Origin of the sequence: uncultured Arcticibacterium sp., from assembly GCF_964021845.1 — a bacterium.
GTDB lineage: Bacteria > Bacteroidota > Bacteroidia > Cytophagales > Spirosomataceae > Arcticibacterium.
Map to the genome: position 1 here is coordinate 346,142 of NZ_CAXHZC010000003.1, position 16,576 is coordinate 362,717.

Below are 16,576 nucleotides of genomic sequence, written 5' to 3' on the forward strand. Positions count from 1 at the left end.
AAAGGCAGATTCGTTAAATATTCGATATTACAAAAGGTAATGCTATTTTGAATTTATGTTGCACTTTTGTGATGATTGAGCGGTTTTATACGAAAGGTTTAGGGATGAAAGTAAAAATATTGTGTTTTGGAATTACGAAGGAAATTCTAGGCGACTTTGAAAAGGAAGTGGAACTAGCCGACGGAAGCACCGTGGATATACTAAAAGCGAAGCTAATTGCAGACTATCCAAGTTTTTCAAAGTTGATATCGTTAAGAATAGCCGTGAATGAAGAGTACGGTGACGGAGCATTGGTGTTAACAGAAAGAGACGAAGTAGTATTAATTCCGCCAGTGAGTGGAGGTTGATTATTATATGAAAGATAATATTGACATAGTTTTAACACCCAATGTGCTCTCGCTTGATGATTGTCAGGCCTATGTTTCAGAAGATTCTGTTGGGGGGATTGTTCACTTTGTAGGTACGGTGAGAAACGAAACCAAGGGAAATACTGTGCAAAAACTTGATTTTGAGGCTTATGAGCCTATGGCTATTTCTGAAATGCGAAAGATTGCTGAGCAAGCCATTGAAAAATTTGATGTAAAAAAAATAGCGATTCATCATAGAGTGGGGACACTAATGGTAGGGGAGGTTCCCGTAATTATTGCAGTTTCGGCAGCTCACCGAGTGGCCGCTTTTGAGGCTTGTCAATACGCCATTGACACCTTAAAAGAAACGGTACCCATCTGGAAAAAGGAGTATTTTGAGGATGGCGAAGTTTGGGTGAGTGCTACACCTTGATATTAAAAGCTTAACTATTTTCCGAAAGAAAAGCTTCCTTTTCTTCGGGAGTATTTACATTTCTTAAAATATCTGGGTTCTCAGCTTTAATAACTTTGACCTCACTATTTATCAAAACTTTTCTAGGACAAGAATAGCCAAGTGCCAAAAACCCTAGCATTCTCATATAGCTTTTAGGCTCCCAAAGGGTAATAAGTGGGTCTGGAAAATCAGTTTCGGGGTTGTAGAAACAAGTGGCCAGTTTGGAAGGGTCACGTTGTTTGATAAGTGTTTCTAAAACAGCAGCGTTTACCAAAGGCAAATCACAGGCCGAAACCAGCCAAGCAGCATTTGGGTCTGACTGAAAAGCGGAAAGAATAGCTCCGTAAGGGCCAAGGCCATCAAACTTATCAGTTATTCTCTTGTACTCTTCGTATTGGTCTGCTCTACAAGAAACAAAAGCATCGATTTTCAAACCATGGAATTCACCTAAAAGGAAGTCAACTTGGCTTTGTCCATGATAGTTGATTTGACCTTTGTCGCTTCCCATTCTCAGGCTTTTTCCGCCTGCCAGAATTAAACCTTTAATAGGAGAAATGATAATGGAATCTTCAATGGCATTCTTTATTCCTTTAATGTCGTTTAAAAGAAATGTTTTTCTAGAACCAACATTTTCTAACAACCAATCAAACGGCTCTGTGATATCATCGCAAAGGACATAACCAATAACATTTTTTAGTTGGCTCAACCTCTTTTTTAAAGAAGCTTCCTTTTTAGCATGAATTAAAACCAGTTGTTTTTTGGCTTCAAAATGATTTCCGTTAACTATAATTAGGTCTTGGTCGTTAAGGGCTATTTTTTTATCAAAATCATTCATAGAGGCCTTGTCTTGCCTGTAGAACTTGATTTTATCAATGAGTTCGTTATTGTTTAGCCCAGGTATTTCAGAGTCTCCAAAGGCGTGGTCGGCGTCAATATAAGTGCAGTTTTTTTCTGGAAAATGAGGAATGATTTTCTGCGATACTTCTTGAATTAAAGAACAAGGAGCACCTACTAGTGCTATTTCGTTTCTTCCAAAGTTTCCGATGTTTGGTTTGGTAAGTTTAGCGTGTTTTTGATGTTTTTTCATAGCTATTTTGTCGCTGTCAAATCAAAATCTCTTTTCCCTCCACTTTTGGCAATTAAGCGAGTTTCTTTAATGATAATATTATGAGAAAAAGCTTTGCACATATCATAGATGGTGAGGGCGGCTATGCTGGCACCGGTCAAAGCTTCCATCTCAATTCCTGTTTTTCCTGTCAATGAGGCAGTGCAAATAATCTCTATTTCGTTATCTGAATTGACACTTATTTCTACCTGACAGTTTTCTAAGCCCAAAGGGTGACAAAGCGGTATAAGCTCTCCTGTTTTTTTTGCAGCCATTACACCTGCAATAATAGCTGTTTGAAATACAGGACCTTTCTTGGTATGAATTTCCTCTTGATTGAGTTTATCCATAATTTCTTGGTCCAGAACTACAATGCTTCGGGCTTTCGCAATTCGTTTGGTGATGGGTTTTTCACCAACATCCACCATAGAAGGGTTTCCCGCAGGGTCAATATGTGTAAAATTCTGAGTGCTCATGTTTCAAAGATAGAGACCTCTATTTAAAAAGTCGCTTCTTGTATGGGGTAGAATTGAAAAAGGCTTCCCTGGTAAGAGAAGCCTTTCATAAAATATTTATTAATCTTAGTGATTAAAGCTTGAATGTTACACCAATTGAAGAATATGGAGAACCAGCTTCAGCATAAACACCGAATTTATCAGAGAAACCGTATCTGTAACCAACCATTCCTCCAAAGTAAACACCATTGCTCAATACTCTTGTTCCGTTTCCACTAATGCCTCTGAATCCTAAAACAGCACCTACATAAGGGTCAGACTTAGAATCATCAAAATTAAACCAGTCATTAAAATGAGCACCAAAGTGATAAGCACCTCTACCTCCCACAGCAAAAGAATTGTATCCCCAGTATCCCGTGTTAAATGAAGCACCAGCTCCTACACTAATTTGTTCTGTAATACCAACATCATAAGAACCTTGAATACCAACACCCCAACCAAGGTTAAGTCCTAGGTTTACATTACTTACACCCTTGTCAAATCCTTGGGAAAAACTAGAAATAGAAGCAGTAAGGATAACTGCAAAAACTAAAAAGATAGACTTTTTCATTGTTTGGTTATTTTAAATAATTAGAATTTAAATGTCTAAAGTGACTTCAAATTTACGCATATTGTGTCTTTGAAGTGATTGACAAAATTGCAAAAAAATGCTTATTTATGAAGTATGAGCGATGCAAAAAGAGAAAGAATTTTATTTTACGGATAAAACCATCCTGCTTAAATGAATACCGAAAAACATAGCCTTTACCCATTTGAGAAAATTTCTAAAGAAGATACTCTGAAAAGAAGTAAAGGGTTTAAAAAGGAAATGAAAAAGAGAAGATCTATTCGGTCGTTTTCTTCAGATCCCGTTGAAAAAGAGGTGATTGAAAATATCATAATGACGGCATCTTCAGCTCCTAGTGGAGCAAATAAACAACCCTGGGTTTTCTGTGCCATAAGTGAGGAGTCAATTAAGTCAGAAATAAGAAAGGCGGCAGAGAAGGAGGAGTATGAGGCATACCACGGGAAAATGAGTGAAACTTGGTTAAACGATTTAAAGCCATTTGACACTGACTGGCACAAACCTTTTTTGGAAAAGGCTCCTTGGCTCATTGTGGTTTTTAAAAAGCCCTATGGTTTGGCAGAAGATGGCTCTAAGGAGCAGCATTATTATGTGAACGAAAGTGTTGGCATTGCTTGTGGTTTTTTGATTTCGGCTATTCAGCAGGCAGGTTTAGTTACTTTGACTCATACACCTAGCCCAATGGCTTTCCTTAGTAAAATCCTAAAAAGACCCGAAAATGAGCGTCCGTTTTTGCTTTTGCCAGTAGGCTATCCAGAAAAGGAGGCTACTGTACCTAATATTCAAAAAAAGGGAGAAGCGGAGGTAATAGCTTGGTACTAAAAATCATCGTAAATTTGCCGCTAGAATAGAATATTATGTTAGAACAGTTAGAGGCTATAAGAGAACGCTTTGAGGAGGTATCTCAGCAAATAGGAATGCCAGAGGTGGTTTCCGACATGGTTAAATTTAAAAGGATCAGTAAAGAATATAAAGATCTGGAAAAAATTATTAACCAGTACAAGGCCTATAAAGAGGTGTTAGAAAATATAGCAGGAGCAAAAGAAATTCTGAATACCGAGAAGGACGAGGAGCTAAGGGAGATGGCTAAAGAGGAACTAGACGAGCTAGAACCGAGCCAAGAAGAAATGGAAGTCATATTAAAGGAAATGCTTATTCCGAAAGATCCTAATGATGCTAAGAATGTTATTCTTGAAATTAGAGCAGGTGCCGGCGGAGACGAAGCCTCAATTTTTGCGGGAGATTTATTCCGTATGTATGAGCGATTTGTAGAAAACCAATCGGGATGGAAAATGACCATTATGGATATTAATCATGGTACATCGGGTGGCTTTAAAGAGATTATAGCAGAGATAGATGGAGAGGATGTTTTTGGTAAAATGAAATTTGAATCTGGTGTTCACAGAGTGCAGCGTGTACCTGCTACAGAATCCCAAGGACGAGTTCATACTTCGGCTGCTTCAGTAGCCGTACTTCCAGAAGCTGATGAAGTTGATTTTGTTTTAAATAAGTCAGATATAAAGAAGGATACTTACCGTGCTTCTGGTGCGGGGGGACAGCATGTTAATAAAACAGAATCTGCCGTTAGGCTTACACACTTACCTACTAATACCGTGGTAGAGTGTCAGGATGGAAGGTCGCAGCATGCCAATTATGACAAAGCACTCACGGTACTTAGATCAAGGCTTTACGAAGCTGAACTAAAAAAGCACAATGATGCCATTAGTTCAGAAAGAAAGTCTTTAGTAGGAAGTGGGGATAGATCAGACAAAATAAGAACCTATAACTACCCTCAAAGCCGAGTAACGGACCATCGCATTGGTTTTACTGTATATAATTTACCCGCTGTAATGGATGGCGAAGTAGGTGAGTTTATGGAGAAATTAAGAATTGCAGAGAATGCAGAAAGAATGCAAGAAGGGGCTGTTTAGAATGAAGAAAAAGATATGTTTAGCGAGCAATAATGCTCATAAGATAAAGGAGTTGAAAGAGCTTTTGGGAGACTCTTTTGAAATCACTTCACTTGCTGAAATAGGGTGTACAGAAGATATTGCCGAAACCGCTGATAGCATGGCAGGCAACTCTCTTCTAAAGGCACAGTACGTTTATAATAATTATGGTATAGACTGTATAGCAGATGATTCGGGCTTAGAGGTAGATGCCTTAAATGGTGAGCCAGGGGTATATTCTGCGAGGTATGCTGGCGAACACGGAAACCATCAAAAGAACATTGAAAAGCTACTAAAGAACCTGGGTGGCAAGACTAATCGTGATGCCAGATTTAGAACGGTAGTAACATTAATTCAAAACGGTTCGGTAGATCTATTTGAGGGAACTGTAGATGGAAAAATTATTGAAAAGCAAATAGGAGATAACGGTTTTGGTTATGACCCAGTTTTTGTACCAAATGGCTATGACAAGACTTTTGCTGAAATGACCATGGAACAGAAAATTCCAATTAGTCATAGAGGAAGAGCTGTTGAAAAACTTATTGAATTCTTAAAGGCAAAAAAATAGTCACTTATGATAGAGATAGGTTTAAGACCTATCTCATTCTATCAGCACTTTTTACCAGTTTCTCATCTTTCTTGATAAATCTATTAGCTAACCAATTTAAAGCCAGAGCTGCAAAACCGGCATAGATTCCAATGTCAAAATTGCCTTCGCCAGCACCTTCCACTGCCATTCCATCGTATTTAACATGGTAAACACCTACAGCTACCGCAGCACCAATTAGTAGTGAGTTAAGAGCCACAAAAAGCATTTGACGTATTCTGTTTTTGTATTGGAAAATAGTAAAAATAGCAAGTAAAATAGCTAAAGCCGCCATTACCGCAATGTAAAAAATGTCTTGGCTAAAAGAAGAAAGTCCTCCCTGCGTAACTAGAACATGATAAGGGTTTACAATAACCTCTCCAGTGGCCGTTTGGCTTGTCCATAAATTTGTGGATAGAAAAACACCTAAGGCAATAGCAGAAAGAAGAAGTAAGACAGATTGTATTCTCTGAAGCATATAGTTGTAAATTTTGTACAAAGATATTTATTCTCTCGTTAGCTCTTCAATAATTTTGCGATGTTCTGGAAATTCAATGGATAAATCCGCTCTTTTTGCCATTTCAAAGTCTTGAAAATCAAATCCAGGTGAAACAGTACAGCCTACTAAAGCGTATTTTGCTGTGTTTTTGGGTCGTGAGGCAAACCAAAGATTGGCAGGAATTACGGTTTGAAGGGTTTCTCCTTTTTCTGGGTTTGGGCCAAGCAGTGTTGTAATCATGTTGCCCTTTGGGTCAATATGATATATTTCTAAGGTATCTCCTGCGTAAAAGTGCCAGAGTTCATCAGATTGTATTTTATGAAATGCGGAAAAGTCTCCCTTTTCCATTAAGAAATAAATGGAAGTCGAATGGTTTCTGGTCTTTTCTTCACCATTCATTAGGAAGGAGCTAGAGCCAGGTGACCTATAGGTTTCTTTGTAAAATCCTCCTTCAGGATGAGAAATAAGGTCTAATTTTTCAATCCAGTATGCGGCATTAAACATTTATTCGTTTTTGTTCAAAAATAGTGTAATTTTTGTATCCAAATTTCTGGTCATTGCTTTCATGAACAAAACAATTCGATTTTTATTTTTTCCTCTTATTCTGATTGTCGTTAATATTATTTCCATTCTTTTTTTCTTTAGGAAAGATCTGACAGAAGAAAAGCGATATAGCATTTCGGAGGCGAGCAAGAATATCGTGAGTAGGCTTCAAGAGCCTATTGAGGTTCAGATATTATTAGATGGAGATGTGCTTCCAGGAGGTTTTGAAAGGTTAAAACAGGCGGTAAATGAAACGCTTGGTGAGTTTAAAACATATGGAGGGGCTAATATTTCTTACAGTTTTTTTGACCCCAATTCTCTTACAAATCCTGAGGAGAAGAATGCTTTGATTGATAGCCTTTATATTAAAGGAGTGCAGCCTACTAATGTTTTTGACACCGACGGAGGACGCAAAACAGAGACAATGGTTTTTCCTTTTGCTCTAGTTTCTTATCAGGGTAAAGAGCAAACAGTGCTTTTGCTACAAGGAAATCAAGCCTTATCTGCAGAAGAAAAACTGAATCAATCTTATGAAAACTTGGAGTATTCTTTTGCTTCAGCATTTAGAAAGCTTACGCTTACAGAAAAAAAGAAAATTGGCTTATTAACAGAGTTTACGAGTTTAGAGCCAATCAACTTTGCCGGTCTTATAAACGCTCTTCAAGAATACTATGACTTGTATTTTGTAGATGCCGCTACTTCCGAATCTTTTCTTGGGTTAGATGCTCTTATTTTGCCAAAACCTGACCTGCGAATAGACGATTCCACGAAATACAAAATTGACCAATATGTTATGAGTGGGGGTAAAACGCTTTTCTTCATTGACGGGTTAAAGGTAGATTCTATTGGCTTACAGGGTACTTATGCTCAGCCATATGAGAGTAACCTTCAAGATATGTTTTTCAAATATGGGATTCGGCTAAACTACGATATGATAAAAGATGGAGCCAGTGCCACTATGGTGCCCCTGGTGGTAGGAAACATGGGAGATAAGCCAAACATTCAGCCTATTCCATATCGTTTTTTCCCCTTAATCAATAATTTTGGGCAGAGCCTAATTACTAAAAACCTTGACTTGGTAGAAAGTAAGTTTACTTCCTCTATTGACACCGTACTTAGTTCAGGAATAGCTAAGACTCCTCTTTTAAAAACAACACCTTACACCAAAATTTTGAATGCTCCAGCTTTGGTAACTTATAATGATGCTAGAAGTAATACTGACCAGCAAGAATATAATAATGGAGAGAAAACCATTGCCTATTTGTTAGAGGGAGAGTTTTCTTCGCTTTATGAAAATAGAATTCTTCCGTCTGACCCTAGAAGCGGGATTTTCAAGGCGAAAAGTGTGCCTACTAAAATGATAGTTTGTGCTGATGGCGACATAATAGTAAATAGCCTTGATAGACGAACTGGTGAGCCATTACCTTTAGGTTACGATAAGGTAAGCCAGCATACTTTTGGGAATAAAGACTTTCTGATGAATGCTATTGACTATTTGGTGGATGAAAACGGTGTAATTAATGCCAGAGGCAAAGAAGTTAAACTTAGGCCACTGGATGCCATAAAAACAAGAGATAATAGAACTCAAATTCAATTAGTTAATCTTTTAATACCGTCTGTTTTGATAATCCTCTTTGGTTTGGTAAGGGGTTTCTTTTGGCGTAGGAAATACGCTCACTAATTCTATTAGATAAAAAATAAGACTAAAGAGCGATTTTCTTTCAATTTGAGTAACTTTGCCTAATCTTAAACCCATATAAAACTAAATATTCAAATATGAAGTTTGTAGTTTCTTCTTCTGAGCTGTTGAAGCATTTGGCCACTATAAGTGGTGTTATTGCTAGTAATCCAATAGTTCCGATTTTAGAAAATTTCTTATTAGAACTAGATGAAACTAACCTTACCATAACGGCATCTGACATGCAGACTGTTATGATGACAGAGGCACAAGTAGAGTCGTCTGACAAAGGTTCTATAGCTGTTCCAGCCAAATTATTGATGGAAACGCTACGTAGTTTGCCAGAGCAACCCGTTACGGTCAATATAGACGAAGACAGTTTTGGGGTAGAGTTGGTTACTTCTAACGGAAGGTTTAAGCTTGCTGGAGAAAATCCAATGGATTTCCCACACGCCCCAGAAGTAAACAAGAATTTTAGCATAGAGTTAGATTCAAGTGTATTAGGTGCTGCTATAGCAAATACTATTTTTGCAACGAGTACAGATGACCTAAGACCAGCTATGACTGGGGTTTTTGTTCAGGTTGAAACAGACCATACTACTTTTGTAGCTACTGACGGTCACCGATTGATAAGATACCGTAGAGAAGATGTAAAATCAGAGAATTCAACATCAATGATTTTGCCTCGTAAAGCTCTTATGCTTTTAAAGTCGAGCTTACCAAGTGGTGATGTTCCTGTAAAAGCGGAGTTTAGTAATTCAAACGCCTTCTTTAGTTTTGAGAATATCAAAATGATTTGTCGTTTGATAGACGAGCGTTATCCTGATTATGAGAACGTGATTCCTCAAAACAATCCAAACCATATGAAGATTGGTAGAGGAGAGCTTTTAAGTACGCTTAAGAGGATTTCAATTTACTCTAACAAAACTACACACCAGATTAGATTAAAAGTTACAGGAAATGAGCTTGAAATTTCTGCGGAGGATTTAGATTACTCTAATGAAGCAAACGAAAAGCTTAGCTGTGAATATACTGGAGAAGATATAGAAATAGGTTTCAATGCGAAGTTCTTAGTAGAAATGCTTAGTAACTTAAATACTGATAACCTAACATTAGAAATGTCTCAGCCTAACAGAGCTGGACTTATAGTGCCAGAAGATAAAGAAGAGAATGAAGATATGCTTTTATTGGTAATGCCAGTGATGCTTAACTCGTACTCTTAAGATACTTACCCGATTTCTATGAAAAAGAGAGCCTGGCGAAAGCCGGGCTTTTTGTTGGTTTAAGGTTTGTATTCAAAAAAAAGCTTTGCCATTTTCATGACAAAGCTTAATTCTTTTTTGATTAATAACGGAGGGTTAAACCACTTTTACCTTTACGGCAGTTGGTCCTTTTGGACCCATTTCGATTTCAAAGACAACTTTGTCTCCTTCTCTTATTTCGTCTAAGGTATTGTTAACGTGTACAAATACACTGTCTTGGCTACCTTGGTCTTTAATGAATCCATATCCTTTAGAATCGTTATAAAAACTAACGGTTCCTTTTCTTTCTATTTCTTCTGGTGGTCCATCTTCTCTCTTCGGAATTCCTATCTCAATATTCTCAGCGTCAATTTCCTCTTTAACTTTTGTTGGATCCGGTGGTGTATTTGAAATATTACCAAACTCATCCACATAAGCTATCATGTCTTCTAATTTTCCAGACTTGTCTAGCTCCTTTTTGGCAAGGCGTTTTTCAGCCTTTTCTTTCTTTCTCTTTTCCTTTTTGTTTCTTACTTCCTTCTTACTAAATGTTTCCTGCGACCTACCCATAAATTATTTTAAATTAATCAATAAATACAACCCCTCGCTGTACATACATATGATACAAAAAAGAAGTGGATTGCACAAAGATATTGTAAAATAATGCTTACTCAAGCGATAGCTGCTAATTATAAACGTATTTCATCGGCAATATAATTCCCCAATCACGAATATTTTGGAAACTTGTCGAAATCCGGCTTTCTTTTTTCTAAAAAGGCGTCTCTTCCTTCTTTGGCCTCTTCGGTCATGTATCCTAACCTTGTAGCCTCTCCAGCAAATATTTGCTGACCTACTAGGCCGTCATCAATCATATTCATGGAGTATTTTAACATCCTGATGGCCATCGGGCTTTTTTCTAGTATTTCTTGAGCCCATTGAAAAGCGGTGTCTTCTAATTCTTCATGAGGTATAACGGCATTCACCATCCCCATGTCGAAGGCTTCCTGAGCCGAATAGTTTCTACCTAAAAAGAATATTTCTCTTGCTCTTTTTTGACCTACCTGTCTAGCTAAGTATGCTGAGCCGTAGCCTGCATCATAAGAAGCTACGTCAGCATCGGTTTGTTTAAAAATGGCGTGCTCTTTACTGGCCAATGACAAATCACAAACCACATGAAGGCTATGGCCTCCACCTACAGCCCAGCCCGGCACCACACAAATGACAGGTTTGCTCATAAAACGAATTTGTCTTTGTACATCTAGAATGTTAAGCCTACCTACGCCAACGGCATCTTTATAGCCATCTTTTCCTCTTGCGTTTTGGTCTCCTCCACTACAAAAAGCCCAGCCACCATCTTTTGAAGAAGGACCTTCTCCAGAAAGTAGTACTACGCCAATGTTGCTATCGTTACGCACGTCTTCAAAGGCGTCAATTAATTCAAAAACGGTATTGGGGCGAAAGGCATTTCTAACCTCAGGTCTATTAAAAGCTATTCTGGCAACGCCACCTGTTTTCTTATATGTGATGTCTTCGTATTCTTTAGCTATTTTCCAGTCTGGACTTGGCATAGGATATATTTTATTAAGGCTCAAAAATAATTAATCTCTCGGACGAGCCAATGTACTATCTAAAACAGTAGAGAATTCGCTTACGGCAGAAACTCCAAAAAAACCAAGAGCTTTGCTTTGAGAATTACCGTTTCGATTAAAAATATTCGTAGGAATATTGGCAGGTGGTGTAGCAAAAATGCCACCATTTGAAGATTCTTGAGCTATTTGCTGAAGGTAGTAGTAAGCGTCTAGACCAATACTCCAAATTTCCACATGTATGGAATCATTATGCTGATAAAGGCCATCATTTATAGATTGCCTTACGGGTAAAATAAAGAGTAGTCCATCGGAACGAGAACCAGGGGAGAAGCCTGCATCATAGGCTAATGAAATTCGACCTGGGTCATTTATCAATTTGCCATTCTTGGTGGTTCTAATCCAATAAGTGTCGCCTTCTCCTTCAGGATCTTTTGCATAAAATTCTGCAAAATAACCTTCAGTTTCTGAGCTATCATCAGCCGCAAATGGGAGCTCAAAAAACTCATAGGCAATGGAGTCAATAGCAGGTACACGATTTAGTTTTGAGAGTGCGGTAAACTCTTCGTTTTGGTATTTGACATATAAGGCATACTGGCCGTTTTCTTCTAAGAAACCAGCGTTTTCTTTCTTTAGTAGGTATCTACCATCACCCAGGTCTGTAAATGAGTGAGCGGTGCTATCAGCTTCAAATACTATAACTTCAGCTCCTGTTACCATTCTAACTGGCGAATTGTCGAAATAAGGCTGTGTTAAGCTTAGTTTTATATATTGGTCTTCAGACTTATTGGTTAACCAACCATCTATTACTAGTTGGTCTACGGCGTCCTGAACATCAATGTCAATTACATCTTCACAAGAGCTGAAACTTAGTGCTAATGAAAGCAGAGCTAGTGTTGGAATTATTATCTTTTTCATTTTCTAGAATTTGAAATTGTATGTTACAGCTGGCAGAATAGATGCGAATACAGAATATCTTACTGCTTCTGTTTGGGCTAGGTTATCATCTTTTTGTCTTACATAAACAGAAAAGGCGTTTCTTCTATTATAGACGTTGTAAATTGAAAATACCCATTCGCTTTCTCCCTTTTTAAAGAGGGCATGTTTGTTCTTTTTAGTGGCTGCCAGGTCTAACCTATGAGAAGCTGGAATTCGGTAAGAATTGCGAGCGTCCGTATAATTATGAGGTAGAGCTATGTCTTGCCAAATAAACTTGCTGGTAGGGAAGGAGGCAGGCGTACCTGAAGAGAGGTTAAATGTGGCAGAGAAATTCCATTTCTTTTCGGTGTCATAAATGGCCACTACCGATGCATTATGAAGCTTATCTATTCTTGCAGGAAACCATTCATTATTATTTAAACCATCTACAAGCCTTTCAGTTCTTGCTAAGGTGTAACTAAGCCAGCCGTTAAACTTTCCTTTATTCTTTTTGACATAAAACTCGGCTCCGTAGGCTCTTCCTCGACCAGAAAGAAGGTCGGCTTCCACAGCATTATTCAAGAATAGGTCGGCATTTCTAACGTAGTCAATTTGATTTTGAAGTTTCTTATAATAAACCTCAAATGATGCCTCATAAGTGTTGTTCTCAAAATTTTGGAAGTAGCCTAAAGCCAGCTGATCTCCTATTTGGGGTTTGATATTATTACTACTTGGAGTCCATACATCTAATGGAGAAGATGCAGTGGTATTTGAAAGTAAGTGAATGTATTGGGCCAATCTATTATAACTCACTTTGATGGAGCTTTTAGAGTTAAGGCTGAAATTAGCGGAGGCTCTAGGCTCCCAGTTGCCGTATTGCTGAATTAGTTCGCCTTTCGGGATGCTATTAATTGCAGTCACGTTTTTTCTTTCGCCTGGTTCTACACCGGTTTCGTCTAATAAGATTTCTGAACCAGAACCAATGTATCTATAATCGGAGTACCTGATACCATATTGGAAAGAAAGCCGGTCGTTTACTTTTTGTTCAAGGCTTACATAAAGGCCTGATTCTACAGCATATTTGTTCTCCAAACCAATGCTAACTGCCTGACCACCGGAAACAGCCGTCGCTTGACCAGGGTTGAAGTCATAGTAGATGCTTTGCCCACCAAAACTAAGGGTGTTGTTTGGGTTGATGAAATACTGAAAATCAGGTTTGATACTGTAATTCTCTATATTTGACTTCCACTCAAACGAGTCTTGGTTGTCTTCATCTTTTAAGTCGGTGTCTAGCAGGTAATCATAATTACTGTAAAATACAGTAGCGTTCATAAATAGCTTTTCATTAAAGATATGATTCCATCGGAGCGACGTAGTAGTGTTTCCCCAGTTAAAGCCAAAGTCTGCACCGAACACATCACGTCCTAAGTAGCCACTAAGAAAGACCGTATTTTTGTCGTTTATCTTAAGGTTTCCTTTGGCAGTAAAGTCATAAAAGTAAAATTTAGAATCTTTCAGGTCACCTTTTAGGAAGGGTTTTGCTAAAACGTCAATATAGGAACGCCGAAGAGCTACTATAAAAGAGCCTTTTTCTTTAAAGATGGGTCTTTCATAAGCAAAGCGAGAAAAGATGGTACCCACACCACCAGTGAATTCAGCCTTTTTAGAGTTTCCTTCTTTCATTCTTACATCGAGAATGGAAGATATTCTGCCACCATAATTTGAGGGAATTCCTCCTTTAATCAATTTTACATCTTTGACGGCGTCAGGGTTAAAAACGGAGAAAAAGCCGAATAGGTGTGAGGAGTTATATACCGGAGCTTCATCTAAAAGTACTAAGTTTTGGTCGACACCACCACCTCTGACATTAAAACCAGAAGCACCTTCACCTACGGTACTTACACCAGGCAAAAACTGGATGCTTCTAATGACATCAACCTCGCCCAAGAAAGCAGGCATTTTTTTGATTGTTTTCATGTCAACTTTGTTTACGGACATTTCAAGGCTTTTTACGTTTTGATCTTCCCGCTCGGCTTTGACTACCACCTCTTCCAAAGCAGAAGATACAGCGTTCATTTCAAGGTTAAGCGTTTGGTTCGCGGTAAGTGAAATAGTCTTTTCTAAGGTTTCGTAGCCTAAATAGGTTAAAACCAGTGTGTAATCTCCTTGAGGCAGGGTGATGGAGTAGAAACCATAGGCATTAGTTTGTGTTCCAGTTTTGGCCTCTTTAACATATAAGGAGAGCCCAATCATACCCTCACCGTTTTCGGCATCTCTTATATAGCCACTAAGGCTAGAGTTCTGACCCAAGGTAGAGAGTGGGATTAATGTAAAAAGAATGAGGTAATTGATTATCTTCATATCAGAGATATACGCAGTGTTGCTTTTAAGAGATGCAAAGATAACGCCTGTGTCTTATTAGATGTTATTGTTTAGTGTTTATTGGTGATGGATGATTTTAATCAGTCGCTAACGATTATGAATGGTAGCAGACTGCAGTAATTAAAATAATTTAATATATATAATTTCAATAGGCAATTAATTTAATATTATATTTGTCTGATTTATACCGAAAAAAAATTATGCAAGAAACCCAAATTATACGTGAACCCATCGCTTACGAGAAAGTGCCAACTCGTATTTTCTCAAACTCTGAAGAGGCTTCAAAGGCTGTAGCCAATGAAATAGCGGAACTTATTAAAACTAAGCAGAAGGCTGGCCAAAAGGCGGTTTTAGGATTAGCTACAGGTTCTTCACCAAAGACTGTTTATGCAGAACTTATAAGAATGCATAAAGAGGAGGGGCTTAGTTTTAAGAATGTGATCAGCTTTAACCTAGATGAGTATTATCCTATGCAGCCTGATGCTATTCAGAGTTATTGGAGATTCATGAAAGAGCAGCTTTTTGATCACGTAGACATTGAGCCAGGTAATTTTTATATTCCTGATGGTACGGTTTCTCCAAGTATGCTTGCTCAGCACTGTCAAGATTACGAGAAAAAAATAAAGGAAGCTGGCGGATTAGATTTTCAACTTTTGGGAATTGGGGGTAATGGACATATTGGCTTTAATGAGCCAGGTTCTTTAGAAAATACCAAGACCAGGTTGATGATGTTAGATCAATCTACTAGAGTTGCGGCTAAAAGTGATTTTGGTGGCGAGCTTACAAAGGTTCCGAAAAAAGCAATCACTTTGGGTGTAGCCAAGATTCTTCAGGCAAAGAGAATCGTACTATTGGCATGGGGTGAAAGAAAGGCTCCAATGATTTGTAATGCGGTAGAGGGTACGGTTTCTGCTCAAAACCCCTCTTCATATCTGCAAAAACATGCAAACGCTCTTTTTGTCATTGATGAAGCAGCAGCCTCAGGCTTAAAAAGAATGAAAACGCCGTGGCTGGTAGAAGATGTAAAGTGGACAAACAGCATGACAAAGAAAGCCGTAACAGGCTTGTCAATTGGTTTGGGTAAATCAGTTTTAAAGCTTACCAATGAAGATTATAATGATAATGGTCTGAGTGACTTGTTAGCTTCACATGGTAATGCCTATGATATTAATATTGACATATTTAATCAACTTCAGCGTACTATCACTGGATGGCCAGGAGGAAAACCTGAAGCAGATGATACCCATAGACCAGAAAGGGCACTTCCTAAGAAAAAGAAATGCTTGATTTTTAGTCCACACCCTGACGATGATATTATATCAATGGGTGGTACCTTCCAAAGATTGGTAGACCAAGGGCACGACGTTCATGTAGCTTACCAAACTTCTGGAAATATTGCCGTTTCGGACGAAGAAGCACACAGGTTTCTAGAGTTTGTAGTAGATTATAATAGTGGTTTTAATGTTGAAAATAAAGAAACCCTAGAGACGTATAAAGAGGCGATAGACTATTTAAATAATAAGAAGGATAGCGAATTAGATAGTCCTACTGTAAGACTTGTCAAAGGGATAATCAGGAAAGGCGAGGCAAAGGCTACTTGCAGACTTGTGGGTATTCCTCCAGAAAATGTTCATTTCTTAGACATGCCGTTTTATGAAACAGGGAGAGTTCAAAAGAACCCATTAGGTAAAGCAGATGTGAAAATAGTCTCAGCTTTGATTGAGGAACTGAAACCACATCAGATTTATGCGGCAGGAGACCTGGCAGATCCACACGGTACGCACAAGGTATGTTTAGATGCTATTTTTGAATCGTTAAAGGAATTGAGACATAAAAATTACATGAAAGACTGCTGGGTTTGGCTATATAGAGGAGCTTGGGCTGAGTGGGATATTCATGAAATTGAAATGGCTGTGCCAATGAGTCCTCATCAAGTGATGCAGAAACGTATGGGTATCTTTAAGCACCAATCTCAAAAAGACGGTGTAGTGTTCCAAGGAGCAGATTCACGTGAATTTTGGCAAAGAGCGGAAGAAAGAAACCAAGCTACTGCAAAGCTTTATAATGACCTCGGTCTAGCCGAGTATGAAGCCATGGAAGCATTTGTTCGGTACCATTTCTAAATATTCCTGTCGAAATATTGTTACCGTAAAATAAAATTCTTAGGTTTAAGTAGAAATTGTACTAAAAGGCAGTTTTTTATAATAA

The 16,576-nt window shown here is 38.2% G+C and carries 17 protein-coding genes; 8 read left to right on the top strand and 9 right to left on the bottom strand.

The features are described 5' to 3' along the window. Nucleotides 1–104: 104 nt before the first annotated feature. Together AADJ06_RS11020 and AADJ06_RS11025 are read left to right on the top strand one after the other, a co-directional pair. The gene (locus AADJ06_RS11020; RefSeq protein WP_341226499.1) at nucleotides 105–347 is read left to right on the top strand and encodes a MoaD/ThiS family protein; all 243 of its coding nucleotides are present in this window, start codon (nucleotides 105–107) and stop codon (nucleotides 345–347) included. 7 nt (nucleotides 348–354) lie between these two features. Beyond that, entirely contained in the window at nucleotides 355–780 is a 426-nt protein-coding gene (locus AADJ06_RS11025; protein WP_341226500.1) for a molybdenum cofactor biosynthesis protein MoaE, read from the top strand. 10 nt (nucleotides 781–790) lie between these two features. On the opposite strand, the gene AADJ06_RS11030 is transcribed toward AADJ06_RS11025, so the two are convergent. The 3 genes from AADJ06_RS11030 to AADJ06_RS11040 all read right to left on the bottom strand — a co-directional run bounded on the left by AADJ06_RS11030 (nucleotide 791) and on the right by AADJ06_RS11040 (nucleotide 2,971). Next, entirely contained in the window at nucleotides 791–1,888 is a 1,098-nt protein-coding gene (locus tag AADJ06_RS11030) for an NTP transferase domain-containing protein (RefSeq protein WP_341226501.1), read from the bottom strand. A 2-nt stretch (nucleotides 1,889–1,890) separates the two neighbouring features. Then, entirely contained in the window at nucleotides 1,891–2,382 is a 492-nt protein-coding gene (gene moaC, locus AADJ06_RS11035) for a cyclic pyranopterin monophosphate synthase MoaC (RefSeq protein ID WP_341226502.1), read from the bottom strand. A gap of 112 nt (nucleotides 2,383–2,494) precedes the next feature. Continuing rightward, nucleotides 2,495–2,971, bottom strand: coding sequence for a hypothetical protein (locus AADJ06_RS11040; protein ID WP_341226503.1), 477 nt, complete (start codon nucleotides 2,969–2,971; stop codon nucleotides 2,495–2,497). Between the two features lie 258 nt (nucleotides 2,972–3,229). Here AADJ06_RS11040 and AADJ06_RS11045 point away from each other — a divergent pair, with 258 nt between their 5' ends. The 3 genes from AADJ06_RS11045 to AADJ06_RS11055 are packed head-to-tail and all read left to right on the top strand — an operon-like array spanning nucleotide 3,230 to nucleotide 5,503. Beyond that, the gene (locus tag AADJ06_RS11045) at nucleotides 3,230–3,808 is read left to right on the top strand and encodes a nitroreductase family protein (RefSeq protein ID WP_341226504.1); all 579 of its coding nucleotides are present in this window, start codon (nucleotides 3,230–3,232) and stop codon (nucleotides 3,806–3,808) included. A gap of 35 nt (nucleotides 3,809–3,843) precedes the next feature. After that, entirely contained in the window at nucleotides 3,844–4,917 is a 1,074-nt protein-coding gene (gene prfA / locus AADJ06_RS11050; RefSeq protein WP_341226505.1) for a peptide chain release factor 1, read from the top strand. A 1-nt stretch (nucleotide 4,918) separates the two neighbouring features. Then, nucleotides 4,919–5,503 (top strand): non-canonical purine NTP diphosphatase, encoded by a 585-nt coding sequence (locus tag AADJ06_RS11055; protein WP_341226506.1) that lies wholly within the window; start codon nucleotides 4,919–4,921, stop codon nucleotides 5,501–5,503. Between the two features lie 28 nt (nucleotides 5,504–5,531). Here the strand turns inward: AADJ06_RS11055 and AADJ06_RS11060 are convergent, their stop codons facing one another. After that, a complete protein-coding gene (locus AADJ06_RS11060; RefSeq protein ID WP_341226507.1) occupies nucleotides 5,532–5,999 on the bottom strand; it encodes a DUF4293 domain-containing protein in 468 nt (155 codons plus the stop codon). Nucleotides 6,000–6,026: 27 nt separating this feature from the next. Then, on the bottom strand, nucleotides 6,027–6,524 hold the full coding sequence (locus tag AADJ06_RS11065) for a cupin domain-containing protein (protein ID WP_341226508.1): 498 nt from the start codon (nucleotides 6,522–6,524) through the stop codon (nucleotides 6,027–6,029). 61 nt (nucleotides 6,525–6,585) lie between these two features. On the opposite strand from AADJ06_RS11065, the gene gldG reads away from it, so the two are divergent. Further along, nucleotides 6,586–8,244, top strand: a complete 1,659-nt coding sequence (gldG, locus tag AADJ06_RS11070) for a gliding motility-associated ABC transporter substrate-binding protein GldG (RefSeq protein WP_341226509.1) — start codon at nucleotides 6,586–6,588, stop codon at nucleotides 8,242–8,244. Nucleotides 8,245–8,339: 95 nt separating this feature from the next. Beyond that, entirely contained in the window at nucleotides 8,340–9,464 is a 1,125-nt protein-coding gene (dnaN, locus tag AADJ06_RS11075; protein ID WP_341226510.1) for a DNA polymerase III subunit beta, read from the top strand. Between the two features lie 135 nt (nucleotides 9,465–9,599). On the opposite strand, the gene AADJ06_RS11080 is transcribed toward dnaN, so the two are convergent. The 4 genes from AADJ06_RS11080 to AADJ06_RS11095 form a co-directional block, all read right to left on the bottom strand. Further along, the gene (locus AADJ06_RS11080) at nucleotides 9,600–10,052 is read right to left on the bottom strand and encodes a cold shock domain-containing protein (RefSeq protein ID WP_341226511.1); all 453 of its coding nucleotides are present in this window, start codon (nucleotides 10,050–10,052) and stop codon (nucleotides 9,600–9,602) included. Between the two features lie 155 nt (nucleotides 10,053–10,207). Then, entirely contained in the window at nucleotides 10,208–11,050 is an 843-nt protein-coding gene (locus AADJ06_RS11085) for a 1,4-dihydroxy-2-naphthoyl-CoA synthase (protein ID WP_341226512.1), read from the bottom strand. Between the two features lie 30 nt (nucleotides 11,051–11,080). After that, nucleotides 11,081–11,986: a DUF4249 domain-containing protein gene (locus AADJ06_RS11090; RefSeq protein WP_341226513.1), complete on the bottom strand. Its 906-nt coding sequence runs from the start codon at nucleotides 11,984–11,986 to the stop codon at nucleotides 11,081–11,083. Between the two features lie 3 nt (nucleotides 11,987–11,989). After that, nucleotides 11,990–14,347: a TonB-dependent receptor gene (locus AADJ06_RS11095; RefSeq protein ID WP_341226514.1), complete on the bottom strand. Its 2,358-nt coding sequence runs from the start codon at nucleotides 14,345–14,347 to the stop codon at nucleotides 11,990–11,992. Between the two features lie 221 nt (nucleotides 14,348–14,568). Between AADJ06_RS11095 and nagB the strand changes: the two genes are divergently transcribed. Further along, nucleotides 14,569–16,491 (top strand): glucosamine-6-phosphate deaminase, encoded by a 1,923-nt coding sequence (gene nagB, locus AADJ06_RS11100; protein WP_341226515.1) that lies wholly within the window; start codon nucleotides 14,569–14,571, stop codon nucleotides 16,489–16,491. Nucleotides 16,492–16,576 lie beyond the last annotated feature (85 nt).